This is a genomic window from Vitiosangium sp. GDMCC 1.1324, from assembly GCF_003044305.1.
Lineage (GTDB): Bacteria > Myxococcota > Myxococcia > Myxococcales > Myxococcaceae > Archangium.
In genome coordinates, this window is the sequence record NZ_PZOX01000014.1 from 1 (window position 1) to 23,631 (window position 23,631).

The 23,631-nt window shown below is 69.3% G+C and carries 15 protein-coding genes, 5 tRNA genes, 1 other RNA gene and 1 pseudogene; 17 read left to right on the forward strand and 5 right to left on the reverse strand.

The genetic code is table 11. The annotated features are described in order from the left end of the window. The 4 genes and pseudogenes from DAT35_RS33810 to DAT35_RS33825 form a co-directional block, all read left to right on the forward strand. Window positions 1–1,072 (forward strand): annotated as a pseudogene (locus DAT35_RS33810) (hypothetical protein); the annotation flags it as partial. Continuing rightward, window positions 1,069–2,409, forward strand: coding sequence for a hypothetical protein (locus DAT35_RS33815; protein WP_108072973.1), 1,341 nt, complete (start codon window positions 1,069–1,071; stop codon window positions 2,407–2,409). The pseudogene DAT35_RS33810 and the gene DAT35_RS33815, both read left to right, overlap by 4 nt. Before the next feature lie 189 nt (window positions 2,410–2,598). Continuing rightward, the gene (locus DAT35_RS33820; protein WP_158502018.1) at window positions 2,599–3,306 is read left to right on the forward strand and encodes an outer membrane beta-barrel protein; all 708 of its coding nucleotides are present in this window, start codon (window positions 2,599–2,601) and stop codon (window positions 3,304–3,306) included. Between the two features lie 110 nt (window positions 3,307–3,416). Then, window positions 3,417–6,611: a tetratricopeptide repeat protein gene (locus tag DAT35_RS33825; RefSeq protein ID WP_108072978.1), complete on the forward strand. Its 3,195-nt coding sequence runs from the start codon at window positions 3,417–3,419 to the stop codon at window positions 6,609–6,611. Between the two features lie 17 nt (window positions 6,612–6,628). On the opposite strand, the gene DAT35_RS33830 is transcribed toward DAT35_RS33825, so the two are convergent. From DAT35_RS33830 to DAT35_RS33840, 3 genes are read right to left on the reverse strand one after another with little or no spacing between them, the layout of a single operon-like run. Beyond that, a complete protein-coding gene (locus tag DAT35_RS33830; protein WP_108072979.1) occupies window positions 6,629–7,573 on the reverse strand; it encodes a polysaccharide deacetylase family protein in 945 nt (314 codons plus the stop codon). 10 nt (window positions 7,574–7,583) lie between these two features. Continuing rightward, window positions 7,584–8,294 (reverse strand): glycosyltransferase family 2 protein, encoded by a 711-nt coding sequence (locus tag DAT35_RS33835; RefSeq protein ID WP_108072981.1) that lies wholly within the window; start codon window positions 8,292–8,294, stop codon window positions 7,584–7,586. A gap of 54 nt (window positions 8,295–8,348) precedes the next feature. Further along, a complete protein-coding gene (locus DAT35_RS33840; RefSeq protein ID WP_108072983.1) occupies window positions 8,349–9,662 on the reverse strand; it encodes an NAD(P)/FAD-dependent oxidoreductase in 1,314 nt (437 codons plus the stop codon). A gap of 218 nt (window positions 9,663–9,880) precedes the next feature. On the opposite strand from DAT35_RS33840, the gene DAT35_RS33845 reads away from it, so the two are divergent. From DAT35_RS33845 to ffs, 9 genes are all read left to right on the forward strand, one after another. Continuing rightward, on the forward strand, window positions 9,881–14,194 hold the full coding sequence (locus DAT35_RS33845; protein ID WP_108072985.1) for a tetratricopeptide repeat protein: 4,314 nt from the start codon (window positions 9,881–9,883) through the stop codon (window positions 14,192–14,194). Between the two features lie 91 nt (window positions 14,195–14,285). Beyond that, window positions 14,286–15,566 (forward strand): serine--tRNA ligase, encoded by a 1,281-nt coding sequence (serS, locus tag DAT35_RS33850; protein ID WP_108072987.1) that lies wholly within the window; start codon window positions 14,286–14,288, stop codon window positions 15,564–15,566. 111 nt (window positions 15,567–15,677) lie between these two features. Then, a tRNA-Ser gene (locus DAT35_RS33855) sits at window positions 15,678–15,764 on the forward strand. 42 nt (window positions 15,765–15,806) lie between these two features. Beyond that, window positions 15,807–15,896: transfer RNA gene (locus DAT35_RS33860), tRNA-Ser, on the forward strand. An 85-nt stretch (window positions 15,897–15,981) separates the two neighbouring features. Further along, window positions 15,982–16,058: transfer RNA gene (locus DAT35_RS33865), tRNA-Arg, on the forward strand. A 21-nt stretch (window positions 16,059–16,079) separates the two neighbouring features. Beyond that, window positions 16,080–16,547, forward strand: coding sequence for a tRNA adenosine(34) deaminase TadA (gene tadA / locus DAT35_RS33870; protein WP_108072989.1), 468 nt, complete (start codon window positions 16,080–16,082; stop codon window positions 16,545–16,547). 5 nt (window positions 16,548–16,552) lie between these two features. Then, a tRNA-Ser gene (locus DAT35_RS33875) sits at window positions 16,553–16,639 on the forward strand. Between the two features lie 13 nt (window positions 16,640–16,652). Continuing rightward, window positions 16,653–16,739, forward strand: a tRNA-Ser gene (locus DAT35_RS33880). A 25-nt stretch (window positions 16,740–16,764) separates the two neighbouring features. Beyond that, an RNA gene (gene ffs, locus DAT35_RS33885) (signal recognition particle sRNA small type) lies at window positions 16,765–16,853 on the forward strand. Window positions 16,854–16,902: 49 nt separating this feature from the next. Here ffs and DAT35_RS33890 read toward each other — a convergent pair. Further along, a complete protein-coding gene (locus DAT35_RS33890; protein ID WP_108072991.1) occupies window positions 16,903–18,348 on the reverse strand; it encodes a mannosyltransferase in 1,446 nt (481 codons plus the stop codon). A 239-nt stretch (window positions 18,349–18,587) separates the two neighbouring features. Between DAT35_RS33890 and dnaX the strand changes: the two genes are divergently transcribed. The 4 genes from dnaX (at window position 18,588) to recR (ending at window position 21,842) form a co-directional block, all read left to right on the forward strand. Next, window positions 18,588–19,805 (forward strand): DNA polymerase III subunit gamma/tau, encoded by a 1,218-nt coding sequence (dnaX, locus tag DAT35_RS33895; RefSeq protein WP_108072993.1) that lies wholly within the window; start codon window positions 18,588–18,590, stop codon window positions 19,803–19,805. Between the two features lie 214 nt (window positions 19,806–20,019). Continuing rightward, entirely contained in the window at window positions 20,020–20,838 is an 819-nt protein-coding gene (locus DAT35_RS33900; protein WP_108072995.1) for a DNA polymerase III subunit gamma/tau, read from the forward strand. A gap of 86 nt (window positions 20,839–20,924) precedes the next feature. Then, window positions 20,925–21,242, forward strand: a complete 318-nt coding sequence (locus DAT35_RS33905; protein WP_108072997.1) for a YbaB/EbfC family nucleoid-associated protein — start codon at window positions 20,925–20,927, stop codon at window positions 21,240–21,242. 6 nt (window positions 21,243–21,248) lie between these two features. Next, on the forward strand, window positions 21,249–21,842 hold the full coding sequence (recR, locus tag DAT35_RS33910; RefSeq protein WP_108072999.1) for a recombination mediator RecR: 594 nt from the start codon (window positions 21,249–21,251) through the stop codon (window positions 21,840–21,842). Window positions 21,843–21,851: 9 nt separating this feature from the next. Here recR and DAT35_RS33915 read toward each other — a convergent pair whose 3' ends face one another. Further along, window positions 21,852–23,627, reverse strand: coding sequence for a protein kinase (locus tag DAT35_RS33915; RefSeq protein ID WP_108073001.1), 1,776 nt, complete (start codon window positions 23,625–23,627; stop codon window positions 21,852–21,854). Between the last annotated feature and the right edge of the window lie 4 nt (window positions 23,628–23,631).

A 23,631-nucleotide genomic window follows, 5' to 3' on the forward strand; every position in this document is an offset into this window, starting at 1 on the left:
GGAGACGGCGCGGCAGTTCAATGGGGCGATGAGCCTGGAGGGCCTGCGGGAGTTGGTGCGGGAGGTTCGGGCGAGCCGGGAGGCAGGCCGCTTCGTCGCCGTGGGCGGGGCGGACGCCGCGTTGGCGTTGCATGAGACTGGGGGGGATGTGGCCAGGGCTCGGCCGCTCATGTCCAGGGCGAAGCCCGGGGCTACGGGCTCCCCGCCCGAGAAGGCTGGCGCAGGGGCCGGTGCCGGGGAGGCCGCACGCCCCTCCGCTACGAAGGCCGGTGCCGCGGAGCGCCAGGGCACCCTGGCCTCGCTCGTGGATAAGGAGATCGGCCGCACCCTGGATGTTGTGGAGGCGAAGCTCGCAGCCGCGGAGCTCGAGGCCACGGGCCCGCGCCTGCCCAAGGACGTGAGCGTGCTGGAGAAGCACCGCCCCTCCCTCGACGCCCCGCCGCCCGAGGCCAGGGGCAACCCTCGCTGGCGCGAGTACGTCGACTTCTACAACAGGCGCTTCATCGAGGTGGAGAAGGGCACGGCCGCCGAAGGCCCCCTCAAGTGGGAGCCCTATGAGCGAATGCGCGCGTGGTTTGCCCGGGGGATGGCCTTCGAGCGCGACATGGTGAATCTGCTAAAGGCTGACGCGGAGAAGCCTCGGGCCCAGCGCAAATTCCTCCGGGACTTCGACAAGCCCCGCATTGAAACGCAAGTGGGCGTGAGGAAGCCGGGTCCCGGTTTGCGCTACGCGGACGTGCTCGTGATTGAAGAGGGTGAGCTCGGCGGACGGCCCCGTCGCGTGGAGACGTTCAGCTTCAAGAGCCGCGACCTCTCGGGGCTGAAGTACGAAGCGTTGGAAGCGCAGATGATTGAGGACGCGAGCGAGGCCCTACAGAAATACGGCGAGAGGCTGGACATCCGCCGTGACTCCCTCCAACGTCTTTTCGGCGAGGCTGGCGAGGTGCAGGTTTCGAGGGTCCGCCTCATCTACGAGGGGGGTGACCTCAAGCCCACGAATCCAGACTTCTTGAAGAGCGCCGTGAGCGAAACCAAGGAAAAGGTTCCGGGAGTGGAGGTGCTGTTTCAATGAAGGTGCTGAGCGTGCATGATTTGAAGCCGGAGGACAGCCTCCTGCTAACCTTCGACGGTGCTTTCAGTCCACAAGCGGCACTGGAGCGCGAGATGGAGCCCTTTCTCCAAGCGCTCGAAGAGTACGCCGACGGGTGGATGCCGGATGTCGTCAACGGCAAGCGGCAACGCAAATACGCCCGCCCCGCCATCTGGAAGGCACTGGAGGAGCGGCTGGATGGGAACAGAACGGCCCTTGGGCTCTATCGAACGAAGTGGCCCGCGCTGGATAGTCGCCTCAGGTTATGGCTTCCACCGCGGCAACCCGAACTGGGCATCATCCTCCAGGTAAAGCCGCTCTCCTTCTTCGCGGAGGCGGAGCGCTGCCGCCGATTCGTGGAACTGGTGCGCGCCTGGGCCTCTCGGTACCCGGTTACCTATGCCATGGCCCACAGTACCGACGACAGAGCACTGGCGGGCGCTCCCAATTTCGGCCGTGATGATGAAGCCTTGTACAGAGATGGGTTCGACAAAATCTACGAGGTATTCTGGCTCAACGTCTTCGGCCCCAAGCTGGTGGAAACCGTGGGCCGCGAGCGCATGCTGTCCACGCCGGCTCACCGGGTGGAGGAGCTGCCCAACGGCTCCGTCCTCCTGGTGACGTGGCCCACCGTGGCGGATTTCGCCAGCAATGAGGCACGGCTCGCGCAGGCCCGCGCCCATGCCCACCTCCGGCCGGACCTCGACTTCGACACCGTGCTGCGCACCTTGCATGAGCGCAGCGCCATGCTCGCCCCCGTGGAGCCACACTTCCACCCGGACATGGCCTCGCTCCTCTCGCGTGTGGTGGACCGAGTCGCCAGTCACGAGCGACAGCGCAGAATCGCCTCTCTCAACGTGTGGCAGCCACCCGAGCCCGAGGAATGGCGTCCTGCCCACTCCGCGCTGCCTCCGGATGTGGACAACCCGGCTCGCACTCTCGCCTATTACAGCACCCTCGCCGAGCACCTCGTGGCGCTGCTGCACTCGGAGGTGCCCTCCGTTTTCGCTGCAACGCCAGAGTCGCTCACCGACGCCGACTTCTACTTCTGGCGCGAGGAATTCCCGACGAGCCGCCTGAGGGAAGCCATCGACGAGCACGCGGTGCCCGCCATTGGCGCGTACCTGGGCGAGGTGCTGGTGCGCAACCTGGGCGGCAAGTGGATTCCGCGCCAGCGGCTCGAGGAGACACAGGTGCTGGTGGGCAACCGCGTGTGGTTGCCGTTTGTCCGGGCCCGCCACTACATGCGCTCGCGACAGGCGCTGCTGGACTACTCCCTCACCCACCTCTTCCGCGTGGCTCAACGGCACCGGGGCTGAAAGCCTGGCGAGGGCGGACATGCAGCCCAGCCCCACCCCGGCCGCCTGAAGACTCCAGGGCAGGCAGGCGCCACGCTCCTCCCGCTAGCGCGGATGCGGCGTCCGGGCGCCAACCACCCTCCCGTCCTCGGGCCCCAATGGGTGCACCTCCCCCCGGTGCCTACCCTGGGGTCCAAGGAGGGGATGGTGATGCGATTCATTTGTGCGATGGCCGTCGGCCTGGGGGTGCTCGCGAGCGCCGGGCCCGCCCTGGCGGCCGAGCCGGAAACACGGACGTCCTTCGACGAATACATGGCCACGGGCGTGCCCCGTGTCGCGTTCAACGCGGGAGGAGGAGCAGCCATCCCCATCTCGGATGCGGGGGGCCGCTTCAAGGATGGCGGTGGCGCCCAGATGGGGGTGACGTACAAATTCACGAAGCAACTGGGCCTTCAGGCCGAGTACTCCTACACCCGCTACGGTATCCAGTCCGACGTGCTGGAATCCCAGGGCGTCCAGGGCGACCACATCCTGCAGTATGGGGACCTCAACGCCGTCTACGACGTGCTTCCCGCGCGACCCCTCAGCGTCTACGTCCTGGGCGGGCCCGGCGTCTATTTCCGGAGCGTGAAGATCTCCGAGTTCGTGGGCACGGGCTTCGCCCCGTACTGCGACCCGTGGCTGTTCTTCTGTTTCAACACCCCCGTCTCCGTCGAGCAGGTGATTGGCTCGCGGAGCAGGACGGACTTCGGACTGAACGCCGGAGTAGGCGTCAGCCTGAAGCTCTTCGGCGGTCCCATGAAGCTCTACCTGGAGGGCCGCTATCACTACGTCTTCGGCGGTAGCATCGACACGCCGAGCGGACCCCGCAAGGCCACCGGCCAGTACCTGCCCATCGTGCTCGGCTTCCGTCTCTGAGTCCAAGCGCGGCCCCGGCACGCACGGGGCCGCGCCTCGGTGCTAGAGTCCCCTCCTCCAAGGTAGGACTGTCCCGTCGGCGACGGCGCAGCATCAGGGGAGGCACGCACATGAAGGACGTGGAGCCGCGGGCGAAAGGAGACTCGGGCACCGGCGCCACGGAGGAGGAACACACCCTCGTGCGGAACCAGGCCTCCGTGCCGCCCGGGTCCGGCCCGGGCTTCGATCCCCTCGGGGACGCCGCCACCCAGGTCCGCAGCCTCGTCTCGCCCCTGCCCTCGCGCGACCCGCTCACCTCCGCGCCCCGCCTGTACGGGCCGGTGTCCACGGTGCCCGGGCAGATGCTGGTGGGCCGCTACACGGTGCTCAACCCGCTCGGCCGCGGTGGCATGGGCGAGGTCGTGGCCGCGTACGACTCGCGGCTGGACCGGCGCGTGGCCCTCAAGCTGCTGCGCCAGGAGTGGGACTCCAGCCAGTCGCAGCACGACATGGAGGCGCGCATGTTGCGCGAGGCCCAGGCCATGGCCCGCCTCTCGCACCCCAACGTGGTGGCCATCTATGACGTCGGCACGCTCGAGGGAGGCGCCATCTTCATCGCCATGGAGATGGTGGAGGGGCTGACGCTGCGGCGCTGGTGCGAGCAGGCCCCGCGCACCTGGCGGGAGATATTGACGGTGTTCCTGGCGGCCGGGCGCGGGTTGGCGGCCGCGCACGAGGCGGGGCTCGTCCACCGCGACTTCAAGCCCGAGAACGTCCTGGTGGGCAAGGACGGGCGGGTGCGGGTGACGGACTTCGGCCTGGCACGAGCGGAGTCCTCCTCCACCCCGCCCGGGCCCGCCACCACCCCCGTGCCGCTGCCGCCGGGCGCCCTGGACAGTCCCCTCACGTTGCAGGGCACGCTGCTGGGCACGCCCCGCTACATGGCCCCCGAGCTGCTGCGCGCCGGGTCCGCCGATGCGCGCAGCGACCTGTTCGCCTTCTGCGTGGCCCTCTACGAAGCGCTCTACCGGCAACACCCGTTCTCGGGTGCCACGCAGGCCGAGTCCGCCAAGGCGCAGCTCGAGGGACGGGTGAAGCCCCCTCCCGCCGACACGCAAGTGCCCGAGTGGCTGGCGCACACGCTGCTCGAGGGCCTGCGGGCGGACCCCGCGCAGCGTCCCGCCTCCATGGAGAAGCTGGTCGCGGCGCTGGCGGACGATCCCGAGGCGCGGCGCCGGGTGCGCAGGCGCGCGGGGGCCCTGACGGCACTGGTGGCGGGTCTGGCGGGATTGACCCTCTGGAGCTGGTTCCAGCTCCACCACCAGGAGCCGGGGTGCGCGCACCTGGAGCGCAGGCTCACCGGCACGTGGGACGAGGCAGTGAAGACCCAGATGAAGCAGGCCTTCCTGGGAACCAAGCTGCCGTACGCAGAGGACACCTTCACGCACGCCTCCAAGCTGCTCGACGGCTACGCGGAGACGTGGGTGCGGATGCGAACCGAGGCGTGCGAGGCCGCCCAGAACCAGGACTCCTCGCCCCAGGAGCCCACGGTGCTGCAGGTGTACTGCCTGGAGCGGCGGCGCGGCCAGATGCGAGCACTGACGGAGCTGTTCGCCCGCGGACCCGACCGGGACAACGTGTCGAAGGCGGTGCAGGCGGTGCAGTCACTGCCCCCCCTGGACGCCTGCGCGGATGCCAGGGCGCTGAAGGAGACGGTGCCCCTCCCGAAGGATCCGGCGGTGCGCGCCGAGGTGCAGGCCCTGCTGGCGGAGGTGGATCGGCTGGAGCCCTTGCGGGAAGCCGGCAAGTATCGCGAGGGGCTGTCGTCCGGAGAGAAGCTGCTGCCGCGGGTGGAGAAGGTGGGCCACGAACCCCTCCTGGCGCAGGCCCTGTACCAGGTCGCCTACCTGAAGGACTCGGTCGGCGACTACGCGGGCGCCGAGGCCATGGTGCGTCAGGCCATCCCCATGGCGGCGCGGAGCAAGGACCTGGTGCTGGTCGCCCGGACGTGGATGCTGCTGTTCCGGGAGGTGGGGTGGCGGCAGGCGCGCTACCCGGAGGCCATGGGCCTGCTGCTGACCCTGGAGTCCGCCGCGGAGCTCGCGGATGACGACGCGATTCGCGCGGATGCCCTCAATGACCAGGCCATCGCGTTCCAGGAGACGGGAAAGTACGCGGAGGCCCTCGCGCGGCACGAGCGCGCGCTGAAGCTCCGGCAGAAGGCCCTGGGCCTCGAGCACTGGAAGGTGTCGTCCTCGCTCAACAACATGGGGACCGTCTTCGGAGCGCTGGGGAAGAACCAGGAGGCTCGGGACGCGTATGAGCGCGCCCTGACCATCCGGCGCAAGTCGCTGGGACCCAACCATCCCCTCGTCGCCCTCTCCTACAGCAACCTGGGCACCGCGGCCTACGCGATGGGCAAGTACGACGAAGCCCGGGATCGGTTCGAGAACGCGCTGGCCATCCGCAAGAATGCCCTGGGGCTCGAGCATCCCGATGTCGCCAGCTCACGCACCAACCTGGGAACGGCTTTCGAGGCGCTGGGCCGAAGCGATGAGGCCCTGGCGCAGTACGAGCAGGCGCTGGCCATCCGGGAGAAGCTCCTGGAGCCCAACCATCCCGACATCGCCAGCACGCTCAACAACCTGGGCAGTACGCTCCGGGGACTGGGCCGGTACCCGGAGGCACGGGCGCGGCTCGAGCGCGCACTGGCGATCCAGGAGAAGGCGCTGGGGCCCGAGCATCCAGACGTGGCCAGCACACTCACCGACCTGGGCCATGTGCTCCGGGCCATGAAGAAGTACGAGGAGGCGCGCTCGCGGTACGTGCGCGCGCTGGCCATCCAGGAGAAGGAGCTGGGACCCGAGCACCCCGATATCGCCGTCTCGCTCAATGGCCTGGGCAACGTGCTCCGGGACCTGGGGAAGTACGAAGAGGCGCGGGAGCGGCACGAGCGGGCGTTGGCCCTGCGCGAGAAGGCCCTGGGGCCCACGCACCTCTTCGTGGCGGAGTCGCTCGACAGCCTGGGCCGGACGCTGGTGCGCTTGAAGCGATGGGACGAGGCCCGACACGACCTCGAGCGGGCGCTGGCGCTCTGGGAGAAGGAGTCGAAACCCGCGCCCCGGGGCTACGCCGAGGGGCTGCTGGGAATGGGAGAGCTGCTGCTGGCCCGGGGCCGCGCGGCCGAGGCCGTGCCTCAGCTCGAGCGGGCCCTGGAGTTGGCCCCGGAGGATCTGCGCGCCGAGGTGAGGCCCGTGCTGGAGAAAGCACGAGCGGCAAGCACCTCGAACGCAAGCGCCAGGACCGCCCTGGCGCCCGTGCCCTGAAGAAGGGCATCCCTCCCCTACACGGTGACGGAGAGGTGGGACGCCGCGTCCCTGAGCGTCACCACGTCATGGTCGGACTTCAGCCAGCCGAAGAGGAGCCTCAGCCGCTCCAGCTTGCGGGCCACGGGCACCCGCAGGTCCCTCTGCTGACGCACCAGCTCGGGGGGGATGCCATCCTCCGCGCCCAGCACGTCCAGCGCGTGCAGCTCGAGGTTGAAGAACGCCTCTCCCTTGAGCGCGCGGTACGCGGCCCGGATGGCCGGCAGTGGCAGCGTGGTGACGAAGGTGCCGATGAACGGGAAGCGCACCCCGGGAGTCACCGCCATGGGCAGCTCCAGCACGGCCCCCGCTCCCCGGCGGTAGGGTTGTGCCGGGTCCGGTCGGTACGGGGTGCGCGGCGCGAGCAGCACCCGGGGGGAGTCCAGCACCGCTCTCGAGGGACGTCCCACCAGGGCCAGCGCCCCCATGACCGTCGCCTTCGCCGTGTAGTACGGGGCCGCGGGGAACGCGGACGAGCCGTAGCGATAGCCACGCTCCACGGTCGCCGCGTACAGGGCCGCGTTGAGCGTGTAGCCCGGCGCGCGGAAGCCCACCGGGCGCACGCCCGTGGCCGCCTCGAGCACCTCGTCCGCGCGCCGCAGGTCCTCGCGGATGCTCTCGGGCGGGCGCCGCGTCAGCGCGTAGTCGTGCGAGAAGCTGTGACTCGCCACCTCCACGCCCGCCTCGTGTGCCGAGCGCAGCGCCGCCGCGGCCCGTGCGTCCGCCACCACGTCCTCGCCGATGGCGAAGAACGTTCCCGGCACGCCCACCGAGGACAGCAGCTCCCTGAGCCGGGGCACCGCCGTGGTGTAGACGAGCCCCCGCGCCCGCGCGTCCAGCAGCGACTCGGGCAGCCCGTGGATGCGGCAGTAGTGCGGCAGCGAGTCCAGGTCGACGGAGATGGATGCGAGCCGCCGCGCCACCCTCGCCTCCTCAGGTGCCCCGGATGCGGATGACGTAGACCAGCTTGCCCACGTTCTTGAGCACGTTGGGCACGCGCTTGAAGAGGTGGATGGAGGGCTGGCGCTTCTCGTGGAGCTTGATGGGGATTTCCACCACCCGCAGCCCCTCGCGCCAGGCGCGGATGACGAACTCGCTGGCGAACACGTCCATGTCCACCACGCACTTGGCCACCACCGGCAGCAGCGCCTCGCGCCGGAAGGCCTTCAGCCCGTGCGTGTCCGTGCCCTGGAAGCCCAGCGTCACCCGCAGTAGCTTGTTGTGCACCCGCGTGGCCGCGCGCCGCACGAGCGGCCGCTGATCACTCGCGCCCTTGGCCGCCTTCGAGCCCACCACCATGTCCGCCCCGCCCTTCTCCAGCACCGGCAGCGCGGCGTCGTAGAAGCTCAGGTCGCACAGGTCGATCTCGTCGCAGAAGACGTAGGTGCCGAGGGCCTTCTCGATGCCCGCCTTCAGCGCCGCGCCATAATTGGGCCGCTCCGAGTGGAACCAGCGCAGGCGCGGGTTCTTCGAGCACATCTCCTCGAGAATCTGCGGCGTGGAGTCACGCGAGCCATTCTCCGCGAAGATGATCTCGTAGTCCCACCCGCGCGCATCCAACCCCTGGGTGAGCTCCGCCGCGGCGGAGGCGACGATGGAGGCCTCGTTGTAGACGGGGATGACGATGGAGAGGTACGGGGCCATGGACGAACGTGCGACCTAGCATGCCCCCGCGGGCCCCGTCGACGGTCAATCACATCACCCGTTCAACCGGCGCGCGCACGCACGTCCGGCGAGGATGGCGTCCTCCATGGACGAGTACTCCCACTGTCCGTAGCGGCCCGCGGTGAGGATGCCCGCGTGCTCCAGGAAGCGGAGGATCTCCGTCTTGGCCGGCCCGTACGCATCGTCATAGAGGACGTAGGCGTGGGGAATCTCTCGGGCCCGGGCGAAGAGGAGGTCCTCCGCCGAGTGCACCATCTGCGAGCGCACCAGGTCCTCCACCGCATATGCCTCGGCCTGGGCCGTGGAGAGCTCGCCGTGGTGGCTGTACTCCACGTAGAAGGTGGCGGTGTCCGGAGGGGCCAGCGGTGCGTATACCGCCGAGGGCGAGCCGATGCGGTACGTCTTGAACTCGGGCTCGGGCAGATAGATCCAATGCCAGGGTTGCCGGTTCTTCCCGCGGGCGGCCACGCACACATACGTCACGGTGGTGGCGCGCAGACGGCCGGCGGCGGCCAGCACCTCGTCGGGCACCCCGGAAGCACCCCGGGCCACCAGCCGCACCAGCCCCGGCAGCGAGATGGACGACACGAGCTGCGAGTAGCCGAGCGTGCGCCCGTCCGACAGCGTCACCCGCCGGGCCTTCCAGTCGATGGCGGTGGGCTCGGTGTTGACGCTCAGCTCCCCACCTCGCAGGTGGGCCAGCATGGCGCGGGCGAGGCTCTCGATACCGCCCTCGCGCGGGTAGAGGAAGGAGGCGTTGTAGCCCAGCGCATCGCTCCCCACCCCCAGGGCCCCGTCCACCACCTCCTTCAGCGTCGGCCGAGGCACGAAGCGCCCCACCCAGGCGGCGGACAGCTCGGACGGGTCCACCGTCCACAGCTTCTTGTTGTAGGGGAGCATGAAGTTCTTCGCGAACCCCTCCCCCATGTAGCGCAGGATGAACTCGGTGAAGTTGCGAGGCTCGCGCTCGCGCAGTTCCCGGCCCTTCTCCCCGTAGATGGCCTCCACGTACCCGAGCAGGTTCTCCGCCACCACCTCGGGCGGCAGCCCGTGCGTGTTCACCTGGTAGGGAAAGCGCGTGAAGACGCCCCGCGAGTAGATGCCCGCCTTGCGCTGGATGGAGACCATCTGGCCCGGCAGCCAGCGGGTGTTCACCAGTTCCCGGATCTCCGGGTCTCTCAGGTGGAGCCAGTGGCCGGTGGGGTCGAAGTAGCACCCGTCGATGACCTCGGTCTTGATGAGACCGCCCACCCGCTCGGACTTCTCGATGAGGCGCCAGGGGCGCTGGAGGAAGTGAGCGGCGGAGAGCCCGGCGAGGCCCGCGCCAAGAATGACGATGGGTTCCATGGGAGACCCGGGTCTACCACCTCTGGCGCTACGTCTGGCAACAGGAGCGTTGCCGCCGTCCACCAGGAAGCGTTTCCCCGCCCGCCTGCCCTGCCGCCGGGGTGGTGTCCACTACGGGCGTCGCGTTCTTTGCCGCCTGGAAAATGCCTCTGATAACCTGCGCCGGCCGCGGGTCAGTGCGGCCGTTCGCGTCCGATGGCCCCCGCTGAAGGAAACCCATGAAAGTCTCCTGCCCGTCTTGCCAGACGAACTACAACATCGATGACAAGCGGATTCCCCCGGGGGGCGCGAAGCTCAAGTGCGCACGGTGCCAGAACACCTTCCCCATCAAGCCTGGCGATGCGGTGAGCGCGCCCGCTCCCGCCGCCGTGCCGCTGCCGGGCGCCGTCGCGTCGCAGGCCGCGACCGTCGCCGTGCCGCTGCCCGGCGCTACCGCGCCCCGGGCGGATCCGTACGCGGCCTACGATGACTTCCAGCGGCCCGCGGAGTCCGAGACCACGCGCGTCGTCAGCATGCCCGTGCCGACCGCGGCCTTCCGCGACGGCCCTACGGCCACCTCGGAGGCCATTCCGCTGCCCGGCGCCGCGCCCACCGCGGGCTACCCGTCGGATGACTTCGGGGGGTCCGCGTACGATGGAGGAGTGGCCCCGACGGGAGAGGCCATCCCGCTGCCCGGAGCGAGCGACCCGTACGCGGGCAGTGCCTACCCGGAGAGCGCCGGGGGCTCCGCTGGCTATACGGACACCGCGGGCGACTTCGACTACGCCGCGAATCCGTACGCCGCCCCCCAGGCGGACGCCGTCGCCCTGCCGCCTCCTGCCGCGAGCGACCCGTACGCCGCGGATCCCTATGCGGCGGACCCGTACGCCTCGGACCCGTACGCCGCCGCGCCGCAGGCGGATGCCATCGCCCTGCCGCCTCCTCCCTCCGCCGAGGAGCCGTATCCCTACGCCGACGCGCCGCAGGCGGGTGCCATCGCCCTGCCGCCTCCTCCCGCGGACAACCCGTACGCCTCGGACTCCGGCTTCGGGGACGATGTCGCGTTCGGCTCGCAGCCGCAGCACACGGCCGAGGTGGATACCTTCGGCCTGCCTCCCGAGCCCGCCGCGGACCCGTACGCCGTCGCCCCCGGAGCCGAGGATCCCTTCGGCCTGCCCCCCGCGCCGGCCGAGGATCCGTTCGCCGCTTCGCCCGGGTCGGACGATCCCTTCGCCCTGCCGCCGCCTCCCGCCGCGCCCGAAGCCGACCCGTTCGGCCTGCCCCCCGAGCCCGCCGCGGATCCCTACGCCGCCGCGCCCGAGGCCGATGATCCCTTCGCCCTGCCGCCTCCGCCGGCCGGTGGCTCGGGGTTCGATTTCTCCGAGCCTCCGCCCGCCGCGCCCTCCACGGTGGATGTCGGCCTCGACTTCTCCGAGCCGCCGCCCGCCGCGCCGCCCTCCCCGGGTGGCTTCGACGACGTGGACTTCGGCAGCCCCGCGCCCGCCGGGGCCACGGCGTCCATCCCCGACGCGCTCGAGTTCGATCCTTCCGCTCCTATCCAGGCCGGGGGCGATGACCTCGAGGCGGACCTCTCCGCGCCACTGCCGCCGCCGCCCGGTGCGGGCACGGCCGACGGCCTGGAGATGCTGAGCTTCATCGACGACGCGGCCAAGAACAACGGGGCCAACAACAAGCCCAAGTCCAACGCCCGCCGCTTCCACGTGCGCCGCCGCTCGGGCAAGGTCTTCGGCCCGTTCGAGGAGGGCGTCGTCGTCAAGATGCTCGAGGACGGCCAGCTGCTGGGCAACGAGGACGTCTCCACCGACGGAGACTCCTGGACGCCCATCGGCACGGTGCCCACCTTCGCCGCGGCCATCCAGAAGCTGATGGAGGGGCCGGGCACGCCCGCCGTTCCCGCCGCCGCGCCGCCCATCCCCTCCGCCGAGCCCGGCTCCAAGGCCGGCCAGCCCGCCAACACCGCCGCCAACATGGAGCGGTTGAACCAGCTCTACGGCGGCCGCATGGCCCAGGTCTCCGTGGTGGACACCACCTCGCGCCTGGAGCTCGTCCTCGCCCAGGTCAAGAAGCGCCTGCCGCTGGTCATCGCCGCCTCGGCGGCGCTGCTGGTGCTCATCGTGGGCTTCAGCTTCGGCGCCACGCGCTATGGCATCTTCGGGATGAAGAAGTTCTGGCCCGCCCAGGTCAAGCCCGGCTCCCAGCCCTACGCGGACGTGGAGGCCGCGCGCAAGGCGCTGCTCCAGGACTCCTTCCAGGGCTACAAGCAGGCCCGCACGCTGGCGGACAAGGTGCTCGCGGCGGATGAGTACCCCGAGGTGCGCGCCATCTTCTGCCAGGCCGTCTTCTACCTCCAGCGCCGCTACTCGACCGCCGATGGCGCCGACCTGGGCCGCTGCCGCTCCGAAGAGGAGGCGGCGAGCCTGGAGCTGCTGGGCGAGAAGAACGTCGAGTACGTCAAGTACCTCGCGGGCAACGCCCTCACCTCGCGCGACCCGGACACGGCCATCCGGCTGCTGCAGGACGCCTGGAGCCGCGAGTCCAACCAGGGTGACATCGAGCTGGCGCTCCTGCTCTCCGAGGCCCAGACCCTCAAGAAGGACAGCGCGCAGGCCATCGACACGCTCAACCGGGTGCTGCAGAAGCAGCCCGAGCTGGCCAAGGCGCACCACGCCCTGGGCAACATCTACCAGGGCAGCGGCAAGGCGGACGAGGCCGCCAAGGCCTACGAGGCCGCGCTCAAGGCGGATGCCACCCACATCAGCTCCGCAGTGGAGCTGGCCGCGGTGGAGCTGCTGCTGCGCAAGGACGCACAGAAGGGCCTCGAGGCCGCCGAGCGCGCGCTCGACGAGAAGCTCCAGCCGCAGATGGGCTGGGCGGATCTGTCGCGCGCCCGCACCCTCAAGGGCATCGCCCTCTTCCAGCTCGGCAAGCTCCAGGACGCCGAGAAGGAGCTGCGGGCCGCGCTGGAGAAGGACCCCAACTCGGTCCTCGTCAAGAGCTACCTGGCGCGCGTGCTGAACGGCCTGCGTCAGTTCAAGGACGCCCTGCCCTTCTACGAGGCGGTGACCAAGGCCGACCCGAAGAACGGCGACGCCACGGACGGCTACATCACCACGCTGGTGATGCTCGGCATGATGGAGGAGGCGCAACGGCAGGTGGAGGACGCCGCCAAGCGTTTCCCGAACAACGCCCGCATCGAGTACCACTACGGCCGCCTCGAGGAGACGCACGACAGCAACACCGCCGCGGAGCAGCACTACGCGAGCGCCATCAAGGCCGACGCCCAGTTCATCGACGCCCAGATCGCCCTCGGCCGCCTCCACCTGCGCCTGCGCCACACCGACCAGGCCCGGGAACAGTTCGAGGCAGCCGCGGCCAAGGCCCCTGACACCGCCCAGGTCCTGGCCGGTCAGGGCGAGCTCGCGCTCGCCTCGGATGACACCGCCCGGGCCCAGGAGTCCTTCGAGCGCGCCGTCGGATTGGACCCCACGCTCAGCCATGCCCACTTCGGGCTGTCCCAGCTGGCGCTGCTTGCCGGCGATCTGGAGAAGGCCCTGAAGGAGGCCGACACCGCGCTGGAGCTGGAGCCGTACACGCTCAAGGGCGCCCGTCTGCATCGCGGCACGGTGCTGTGGCGCCAGGGCAAGCTGGACGAGGCCATCACCGAGCTGCAGCAGGCCAAGAAGCAGGAGCCGCGCGCGGCGGGCATCCCCATCGCCCTGGGCGCCGTCTTCCTCGACAAGGCCCAGGCCTCCCGCGAGGCCAAGAAGGACACCGAGGCCACCAACAGTCTCAAGGAGGCCGAGGTCAACCTGATGCTGGCGCTCAAGAGCGAGCCCTCCAACCCCGAGGCCAACTTCTACATGGCCCAGGCCAAGGCGGCCCAGGCCAAGGCGAAGGGCAAGGACGGCCAGGGCGAATACACCCAGGCCATCGAGAGCATGAGGACCGCGGTGGAGCGTGCCCCCGCTTCCAAGCGCGCCAGCTACCACTATGCCTTCGGTCAGCTCTACCGGGATGCCAAGCTGCTGCCCGAGGCCATCGAGCAGTGGCAGGAGGCCGTGAAGCTCGAGCCGAAGATGGCCACGGCCCATGTGGCCCTGGGGCAGGCCCACCAGGAGCGCAACGAGATCGACGAGGCCATCACGGCCTTCCAGGCGGCGCTCAAGGTGGATCCCAAGAACACGCAGGCGATGGCGGCCATCGGTGACGCCCACTTCACCGCCACGCGCTGGCGCGAGGCCGTCCGCGCCTATGAGCAGGCCCTCAAGGCGGACCCCAACCTCACCGCCGTCTACTACAAGCTGGGCCGCGCCTGGAGCGAGCAGAACCAGTACGCCAAGGCCATCGAGTGGTTCCAGAAGGCCACCGTCGCCACGCCCGACAACGCCGATGCCTGGCACGACCTGGGCTACGCCTACAAGGAGAAGGGCAAGAAGAAGGAGGCCGTCAAGGCCTTCCAGGAGTACCTCACGCGCCGGCCCGAGGCGGAGAATCGCAAGGAGATCGAGGACGAGATCAGCTTCCTCGAGTAGGCACTTGCCCCCACCCGGGCGTCCGTTTCCGAGCGCCCGGGTGCGACATGCCTTGCCCGGCTCGCGCGGGGTGACTAGAACCCGCCCCGCCATGTTGGATCTCAAGCACGTCGCGCAGAACTTCGATGCGGTGGTCGCCCGGCTGCAGTCCCGGGGCGGCAGCCTGGACCTCGGCCCCTTCAAGAGCCTCGTGTCGGAACGGCGCGATCTCTACGTGGCGATGGAGTCGCTCGCCGCGCGCCGCAACTCGGCCAACGAGGAGATGAAGCGCAAGGCCAAGGAGGACCCCGCGGCGCTCGAGTCGCTGCGCGGGGAGATGCGCACCGTCTCGCAGACCATCAAGGAGAAGGAGGCGCGCCTCAAGGAGGTGGAGGAGGAGCTCAACCGCATCCTGCTCCTCATCCCCAACGTCCCCCACGAGTCCGTGCCCGTGGGCGCCAGCGCCGACGACAACGTCCAGGTGCGCACCTGGGGTGAGAAGCCCAACCTGCCCTTCACGCCCAAGCAGCACTTCGAGCTCGGCGAGAAGCTGGGGATGCTGGACTTCGAGCGCGCCGCGAAGGTGTCCGGCTCGCGCTTCACCTTCTACAAGGGAGCGCTCGCTCGGCTGGAACGCGCCCTGGTGACCTTCATGATCGACGTGCACTCCCAGAAGGGGTACGTCGAGCTGCTGCCCCCCTACCTGGTGCTCCGCGAGGCGATGGTGGGCACCGGCCAGCTGCCCAAGTTCGAGGACGACGCCTTCAAGACGTTGGGCGAGCCCGAGCGCTTCCTCATCCCCACGGCCGAGGTGCCCGTCACCAACTACCACGCGGATGAAATCCTCGAGGGCGACACGCTGCCGCGCCACTACTGTGCCTTCAGCCCGAGCTTCCGGGCCGAGGCGGGCGCGGCGGGCCGTGACACCCGCGGCCTCATCCGTCAGCACCAGTTCCACAAGGTGGAGCTGGTGAAGTTCGCCACCCCGGACAATAGCCTCGACGAGCTGGAGAAGATGACGGATGACGCCTGCGACATCCTCCGGCGCCTGGGCCTGCACCACCGGGTGATGCTGCTGTGCACCGGAGACATGGGCTTCGCCTCCCGGAAGACCTACGACATCGAGGTCTGGCTGCCCGGCCAGGGGGCATACCGGGAGATCTCCTCCTGCTCGGACTGCGGCGACTTCCAGGCCCGGCGGGCGAAGATTCGCTTCCGGGCCCAGAAGGGGGACAAGCCCCAGCTCCTCCACACGCTCAACGGCAGTGGCCTGGCCGTGGGACGGACGACCATCGCCATCCTGGAGAACTACCAGCGCGAGGACGGAAGCGTTGTTGTGCCCGAGGCGTTGGTGCCCTACATGGGAGGCCTCAAGGAACTCCGGCCGATGTAGTCAGCGGCACGCAGTCAGCTTCCGGGGCCCCACAACGTTGTTGCAATGGGCCCCGGATGTTGTAGAAGGGCGGCCCACGCAGTTCGGTGGTCCGCGCGGCTTCAAGCAGTTGGAGGAGTGGCCGAGCGGCTGAAGGCAGCGGTCTTGAAAACCGCAGGTGGCGAAAGCCTCCCGTAGGTTCGAATCCTACCTCCTCCGTTTTGTTCTTGTTGTTCGCGGTTCTTTGACAGTAAAGGCAGTGGAGAGATGGCCGAGAGGCTGAAGGCACAGGTTTGCTAAACCTGCATACTCGAAAGGGTATCGAGGGTTCGAATCCCTCTCTCTCCGCCACTCATCTTGGTTGTGGAAGCGCGAAAGAAAGTAGTTGTGGTAGAGAGGCAGTGGTTGTAGTAGAGCGGTGCAAAGGAAACGGCAAGCTCCCTTAGCTCAGCTGGATAGAGCGTCGGACTACGAATCCGAAGGCCGGAGGTTCGAATCCTCCAGGGAGCGCCAACCTTTCACCCGTCTCTCCTCATGAGTCTGGACGAAGCTTTCATGCAGCAGGCGCTCGCGCTCGCGCGGGAAGCCGCTGGACTCGGAGAAGTTCCTGTCGGTGCGGTAGCCGTCCACGATGGCAAAGTCATCGGAGCCGGTTTCAATCGACGGGAAATCGACCGGAACCCTCTCGCCCACGCGGAGATCTTCGCGCTGGACGCAGCATCCAAGGCGCTGGGAGCGTGGCGGCTCACGGGTGTCACCCTGTACGTGACGCTGGAGCCGTGCGCGATGTGCGCTGGAGCATTGGTCCAGTCCCGGGTGACCCGACTCGTCTTCGGAACAACGGATCCGAAAGCGGGAGCTGTCGGTTCGCTCTACAACCTCGCCGAAGAGCCCCGGCACAATCACCGGCTCCAGGTCACGAGTGGTGTGTTGGCGGACGAGAGCCGCCAGATGTTGAAGGATTTCTTCGAGCGACTGCGCGAGAAGAAACGCGACAAGTGAATATTGGAGAGCTGGCCGAGTGGTCGAAGGCACCTGACTCGAAATCAGGCATACCGGGAACGGTATCGTAGGTTCGAATCCTACGCTCTCCGCAGAGTGTCTCATGGAGAGGTGGCCGAGCGGTTGAAGGCGCACGCCTGGAACGCGTGTATATCTGAAAGGGTATCGTGGGTTCGAATCCCACCCTCTCCGTAGTTGTTTTCAGTATTGAAGAGCTTGTGGTCGGGACAACGTGGGGACGTGAACCCCGCCAGGTCCGGAAGGAAGCAACGGTAGCGCACCTCCGCGTGTGTCCCGGCCGTTCTTGTGAAGGAGCCGAATCCTGAAGAAGGATTCGGCTCCTTCTTTTTTGCGCTCAATCGCGAGCGAGCACGGTCTCCCGGCCGATCTGCCGCACCACCCGGAAGCCTGCCGCCCGGAGCTCGTCGAGCGCCCGGCCCTCGAAGGTCACGGCGCGGTTGATGCGCGCGTCTCGCATGGCCCCCTGGAAGTTGGCGTCCTGGGGCCAGTCACAGGTGGCCCAGGGGATGTTCTTGCCGATGTAGAAGTAGCCTCCGGCACCCCACAGGCCCTCGTTGACGATGAGCAGCCCGTGAGCGTTGTCATCCCGGGTGGCCTCGACGATGGCGCGGAACTGGTCGTCCCGCAGGTCCACCGGAGGGTAGTAGTGCCCGGTCAGCAGCGTGGAGGCCAGAACCAGAGCCCCCAACCCCACTCGCAGGGGGGGATGCGCGCGACCCAGGATGAAGGCGGTCATCACCGGAGCCGCGGCCAGGACCAGGAGCACCAGCCCCGGGTAGAGGAAGCGCTCCTCCTTGTGGGCGGTGGCGGTGATGACGAGGAGGTAGGCACCCCCACAGAAGAGCGGCAACGAGATGGAGAGCCGCCGGCGCAGGGAGCTCAACCCCAGCGGACACGCCGCCCAGACCCAGACGGGCAGTCCGGTGAGGAAGGGCCATTGGTAGAAGCTCGGGGGTGCGGCTCCGAAGTGCTTCGCGGCCTGCCCGGAGAGGATGTTGAAGTCCACGTAGGCGATGAAGGAGTGGAAGGGTCTGCCCCACGTCGCCCAATCGAGCGCCCCCAGGCCCAGCGCGACTCCCAGACCCCCGAGGCAGGCGAAGGCGAGCACCCGCCACCGCCGCATTGCCACCAACCAGACGAGCGCCGCCAGCACCATCACCGCCGAGCCGTAGCGCGCCACCACCGCCAGTCCCAGCGCCAGCCCTCCCACCAGGCCCGCGCGCTCCAGACGCTCGGTACGATCCAGCGCCTCCATGGCCACCACCAGGAAGGCGGCGGAGAGGGACTCGCTCAACGTCCGCCCCGCGAAGATGAGCACCGGCCCGTAGAGGCCCACGGTCAGCGCCGAGAGAAGGCCCCCCACCGGCCCGGCACGCCGCTCGGCGAAGCGGTACACGGCCCACAACATCCACCCGTGCAGTGCCGCCTGGGGTACGGCGAGCAACGCCCGGTACGCCACCGGATGAGCGAGACCCAGCACGTCCGCCAGCCGCAGCACCCACGCGGCCAGTCCGGGCAGGGCCCAGTTGCGCAGGCCCGCGCGCCACTCCCAGGCCAGCACTCCATAGCCATGAGCACGAAACCAGGCCGGCTCGAGCAGTTGGTACACCTCGTCCGGGTGAATGCGCCCGAGTTGAGTCACCGCGATGAGTGCGGGCAGCAACCCCACCCCGCCCAGCAGCAGGACGTACGGCCATCGCCGGCTCACCGCGGCGGGTGGTGCCTCGGAGCCAGAGGCGAAGATGGGCGGAGGAACGGGAATGGGCGCGGGAGCGGTCATCGGAAGTCGGAAGGGACTCGCGACTCTCTCTGTCCTCTTATGGAAGCGCAAGGCGTGGGGCACCTGTTCGCCCGCCCGAGATCCGGTCAGCATCTACCTGCGGCCCCAACACGCGGAGTAAAGCACCCGACCCCGGGAGTCCCGTTCCTGGACTCTCAGGGGCTGACTCCAAAAGTAGAGCGACCGGTGCATGGAACTGGTGCGCCCGCGCGTTCTACATGGTTAGATTCCGGACCCCCATGAGCTACCTCGTCCTCGCCCGTAAATGGCGCCCGCAGACCTTCGACGACATGACCGGCCAGGAGCACGTGGTCCGGACGGTCGCCAACGCCATCAAGATGAACCGGGTGGCACACGCCTACCTGTTCTGCGGCCCTCGAGGCGTGGGCAAGACGACCGCCGCCCGCCTGCTCGCCAAGGCGCTCAACTGCGAGAAGGGGCCCACCTCCAGCCCCTGCGGCGTCTGCCAGGCCTGTACGGAGATCGCCGCGGGTACGTCCGTGGACGTGGCGGAGATCGACGGTGCCTCCAACAACGGCGTGGAGAACGTCCGGGAGATCCGTGAGAACGCCAAGTACCTGCCGCAGCGGGACCGGCACAAGATCTACATCATCGACGAGGTCCACATGCTCTCGGGAGCGGCGTTCAACGCGCTCCTGAAGACGCTGGAGGAGCCGCCCGGACACGTGAAGTTCATCTTCGCGACCACCGAGGCGCACAAGCTCCCGGACACCATCCTCTCGCGCTGCCAGCGCCACAACTTCCGGCGGATCTCCGCCAAGGTGATGCTCGAGCGGCTCAAGTACATCTGCGAGCAGGAGAAGGTGGCCATCTCGGAGACCGCGCTCTCCATGGTGGTGCGCCAGTCCGAGGGCGGCATGCGCGACGCGCTCAGCCTCCTGGATCAGATCTTCTCCGCCTGCGGCTCCGAGCCCACCGACGAGGCCGTGGCCGACGCACTGGGCGCCATCGATCGCACGCTGGTACAGGACTTCGCCGAGGCGCTGGTGCGCAAGGACGCGAAGCGTGTGCTGGAACGCGTGGAGGAGGTCTTCAACCGCGGCACGGATCTCAAGCGGCTGACGGAAGAGCTGGCCCTGCAGCTGCGCCATCTCTTCGTGGCCAAGACACTGGGCGAAGCCCCCCCGGAACTCGCCGAGTCCGAGCGCAATGCCCTCACCGCCCTGGCGAAGGACGCGGACTCCGCTCAAATCTCGCGACTCTTCGACATCGTCCACGGGTGCGTGTGGGACGTGTCGCGTGCCGCTCAGCCCCGGCTCGCGCTGGAGATGGCGTTGCTCAAGGCCATCCAGCTCTCGCCCGTCGGCACCATCCCGGAGCTCCTCGCCCGGGTGGACCGCCTCGCCGCCGGACTCGGCGGCTCCGACGACGCTCGCAAGGTAGCTGCTGGAGTGCCCGGAGGTCGCTCCAGCCCCGCCAACTTTCGCTCCCACTGAGCGTCCCCCAGAACCCGCCCGCCCCCCTGCGGCGCCTCGCGCGCCCGAGCCCGCCGTCTCTCCCGCGGCGGCTCCGGCCCCGTCACGCCCATGGGATGCCCGGAGCCCTGGTCCGGCGGCCCCCTCCCCGGCTCCTGCTCCGCGTGCCCCGGCCCCCGCACCGTCAGCCGCGCCCGCTCGGCCCAACGCGGCCCCGGCCTCGGCTCCGTGGGGCATGTCCCAGGGAGGCCCCGCCCCCACCCCGCGCCCGCCCGAAGCTCCCGCTCCCGCGCAGCCCGTGGTGCGCGTGACGAACGTGCGCCTGCCCGCGCAGCCTCCGGAGCCCCCTCCTCCCGTCGACGACGAGCGCTACTTCCCCGAGGAGGGTCCCGCGGACGGCTGTGCCTCGGGCGAATGTCTGCCCGACGCGCCGCCCGTCCCTCTCGCCGAGCCGGAGCCGGAGCCGGACTCCGTTCGGCCCTTCGACGTCCACCACGCCTCGGGCGCCGCTGCATCCATGGCCTCCATGGCCCCCTCGGGCCGTGACAACCCCCGGCGGTCCCTCCAGGACCGGTGGCGCGCGACGGTGGATACCGTGCGCGGGGCCTCGGGACGGCATGCCAAGTCGCTCGCCTGTGGCCGCCTGCTGTGGATCCGCGAGGGAGAGGTGGCGCTCGCCTACCCTCCGAGCCAGGGCTTCCACAAGACCACGGTGTCTGGCGGCACCGGGCGCACCATCGTCGAGAAGGCCCTCTCCGAGCACTTCGGCCGTCCCACGAAGCTCGTGGTGCAGGACTGTGCCGAGGGCGACAAGGCAGCGGATGGCGCCAGGCCCGCCGACGCCATGGGCACGGGCCTCATCAGCATCGCCGAACAGGACGCCCAGGAGCGTGCCGCGTACGAGAAGAGCACCGAGGGCCGGGTCCGCTCCCACCCCGCGCTCCGCTCCACCCTCAAGTTCCTGGGGGGCGAGATCGAACACATCCAGGTCTACGACCAGCCCGCGCGCCCGGTGGCCGCTCCGGCGAACGACACTCCCGACGAGAGCCCCTGACAACGGGCTCGCCCGACGCTAGGGTGCGCGCTTCGACTCAGCCGAGCGGTCTGCGATGCCCGCTCGCACGTCCTACGAGGAAGCACATGCCCGGCATCGACCTGAACTACTTCATCCGTCAGGCCAACAAGCTCACGGAGAAGATCGAGCAGCGCAAGAAGGAGCTGGCCGAGGAGACCATCGAGGCCAAGGCCGGCGACGGCCGGGTCACCGTGGTCGCCAACTGCGTCCAGGAGATCAAGAGCATCAAGATCGACAAGTCGCTCGTGGACCCCAACGACCTGGGCATGCTCGAGGACCTGGTCACCGCCGCCGTCAACGCTGCCCTGGCGAGCAGCCGCGAGAAGATGCAGCGCGAGCTCGGCAAGATCTCCGGCGGCGTGAAGATCCCCGGCATTACTTGAGATCGAATGACTCCTGATCCTCTCAACCGCCTGGTCGCCCAGCTCGCGAAGCTCCCCGGCATCGGGGAGAAGACCGCGCAGCGGCTCGCGTTCCACATCCTTCGCTCGCCCGGCGAGTACGCCCAGGAGCTGTCGCAGGCCATCCGCGAGGTGAAGGAGAAGGTGCACCTGTGTACCCGGTGCTTCTCCCTCACCGACGCGGAGCTGTGTGGCTTCTGCCGCGACACCCGGCGGGACGAGCGAGTCCTGTGCGTGGTGGAGACCTTCGCGGACCTGATGGCGCTCGAGCGCACCCGGGAGTTCAAGGGGCGCTACCACGTGCTGCACGGGGTGCTGTCGCCGCTGGATGGCGTGGGCCCGGAGCAGCTGCGCATCAAGGAGCTGCTCACCCGTCTGGGAGATGGCCATGTCGAGGAGATCATCCTCGCCACCAACCCGGACGTGGAGGGCGAGGCCACCGCGCTCTACCTCACCCGGCTGCTCAAGCCGATGGGCATCCGCGTGAGCCGTATCGCGCAGGGCCTGCCCATGGGCGGAGACCTCGAGTACGCCGACCAGGCCACGCTGGCCAAGGCGCTCAGCGCCCGGCGCGAGCTGTGAGCCCCGAGGCTACCGTGTGACGCGGTAGCCGAAGGGCAGCACCACCGTCACTTCCTTGTCCCGGTGCGCGGGGAAGCGCAGGCGCTCCACCTGCTTCTCCAGGCACTTGCCCACGGGCCGCGCCGCCAGTGGCCCCTGGGTGGCCGCGTCCGCCTTGCCCGAGGAGTAGATGGTGAAGCGCACCTGCACATCGCCCTCGTCCGCGGGCAGGTCACGCTTGTACTGCTCGAAGCACGTCATGATGCGCGCCCGGTTGCGCGACACCACGCGCTGGATGTCCGCGGCCTCCAGCGACACGCGCGTCTTCGCCGTGCGCGCCGACCCCTTCACCTGGGACGGTGGCTCGGGTTGGACTTCGGGCTCGGTGGCCCCTCGCACGGGAGCGGGTGCCACCTGCGCGGGCGGCGGAGTCCCGGCGACAGCGGCCGAAGCCACGGTGCCTCCTGGTGACGCGGGCGCGGGCTCCGCAGGCACGGCAGCTGGCGGAGGCTGAGCAGTCTGGGTCACGGCGGAAGGCGCGGGCGGCGCCACCGGCTCGGAGGGAGCCGTCCCGACCTTGCGTCCCATCACGAAGGCCCCACCCGCCAGCAGCAGGCAGCCCGCCACGATACCAACGACGAGTCCCTTCCGGCTCGAGGGCTGGACCGACGGGATGCCCGCCCCGGATGACGCGGGAACGACACTCATCCGAGGTTCGGACCGGGCGGTAGACGAGGCCACGGAGGGGATCGATGAGGCTCCAGAGAGTGACGCCGAAGAGGGGGGCCCGACCGGACCCAGCGACGCGAGCGTGGGGATGCGCGTCTTCTCCGTATAGCGCTGCTCGCCGAAGCTGGCGCGCAGGTACGCGGCGAGCTGGGCGCCCGTCGGAGCATGGGGCTCCCGCGACAGGATGTGCTCCAGATCGTCCGCGAACTCCGCGGCGGAGGCATGGCGCTGCGAGGGCTCGAAGGCCATCGCCTTGAGCACCACCTCCTCCAGTTCGGGAGACAGGTCGGCGCGCAGCGCCCGGGGTGGCTGGTAGTCCGCCGCCATCAGCGCGTTGAGCACCGCCAGGTCGTTGTCCCGAGCGAAGGGCCGCACATGGGTGAGCGCCTCGTAGAGGCACACGCCCAGCGAGAACACATCCGCGCGCTGGTCCACCTCGGCGCCCCGGGCCTGCTCCGGCGCCATGTACATGTACTTGCCCTTCACCACCCCCGTGCGCGTCTGCGTGAGGCGCGACTCGGCCTTGGCGATGCCGAAGTCCAGCACCTTCACCTGCCCCTCGTACGTCACGTACAGGTTGGAGGGCGAGATGTCGCGGTGGACGATGTTCATCGGCCGGCCCGACTCGTCGGTGAACGTGTGGGCGTAGTGCAGGCCGCGCGCGGCGTCGGCGAGCACGCGCAGCACCAACGGCACGGGCACGTACTCGCCCCGGAAGCTCGCCGTGCGCACCGTGGTGGAGAAGTCCTCCCCCGGGAGGTACTCCATGCAGATGTAGTAGCAGTCCTCGGTGAAGCCCAGGTCGTGGATCTGCACCACGTTGGGGTGCACCAGCCGCGCCGCCAGCCGAGCCTCGTCGCGGAACATCTCCACGAAGTCCGGCAGGCCCGACAGGTGGGCCAGCATCCGCTTGATGACGACGTTGCGCTCGAAGCCGTCCGCCCCGAGCCGCTTGGCGAGGAAGATCTCCGCCATGCCCCCCTCGGCCAGCTTGCGCACCAGCACGTACTGGCCATAGGGCCGCAGTTGCGCCTCGGTGCTCCCTCCAGGCTCCGTCCGGGATGGGGGGGTCGTCATGCGG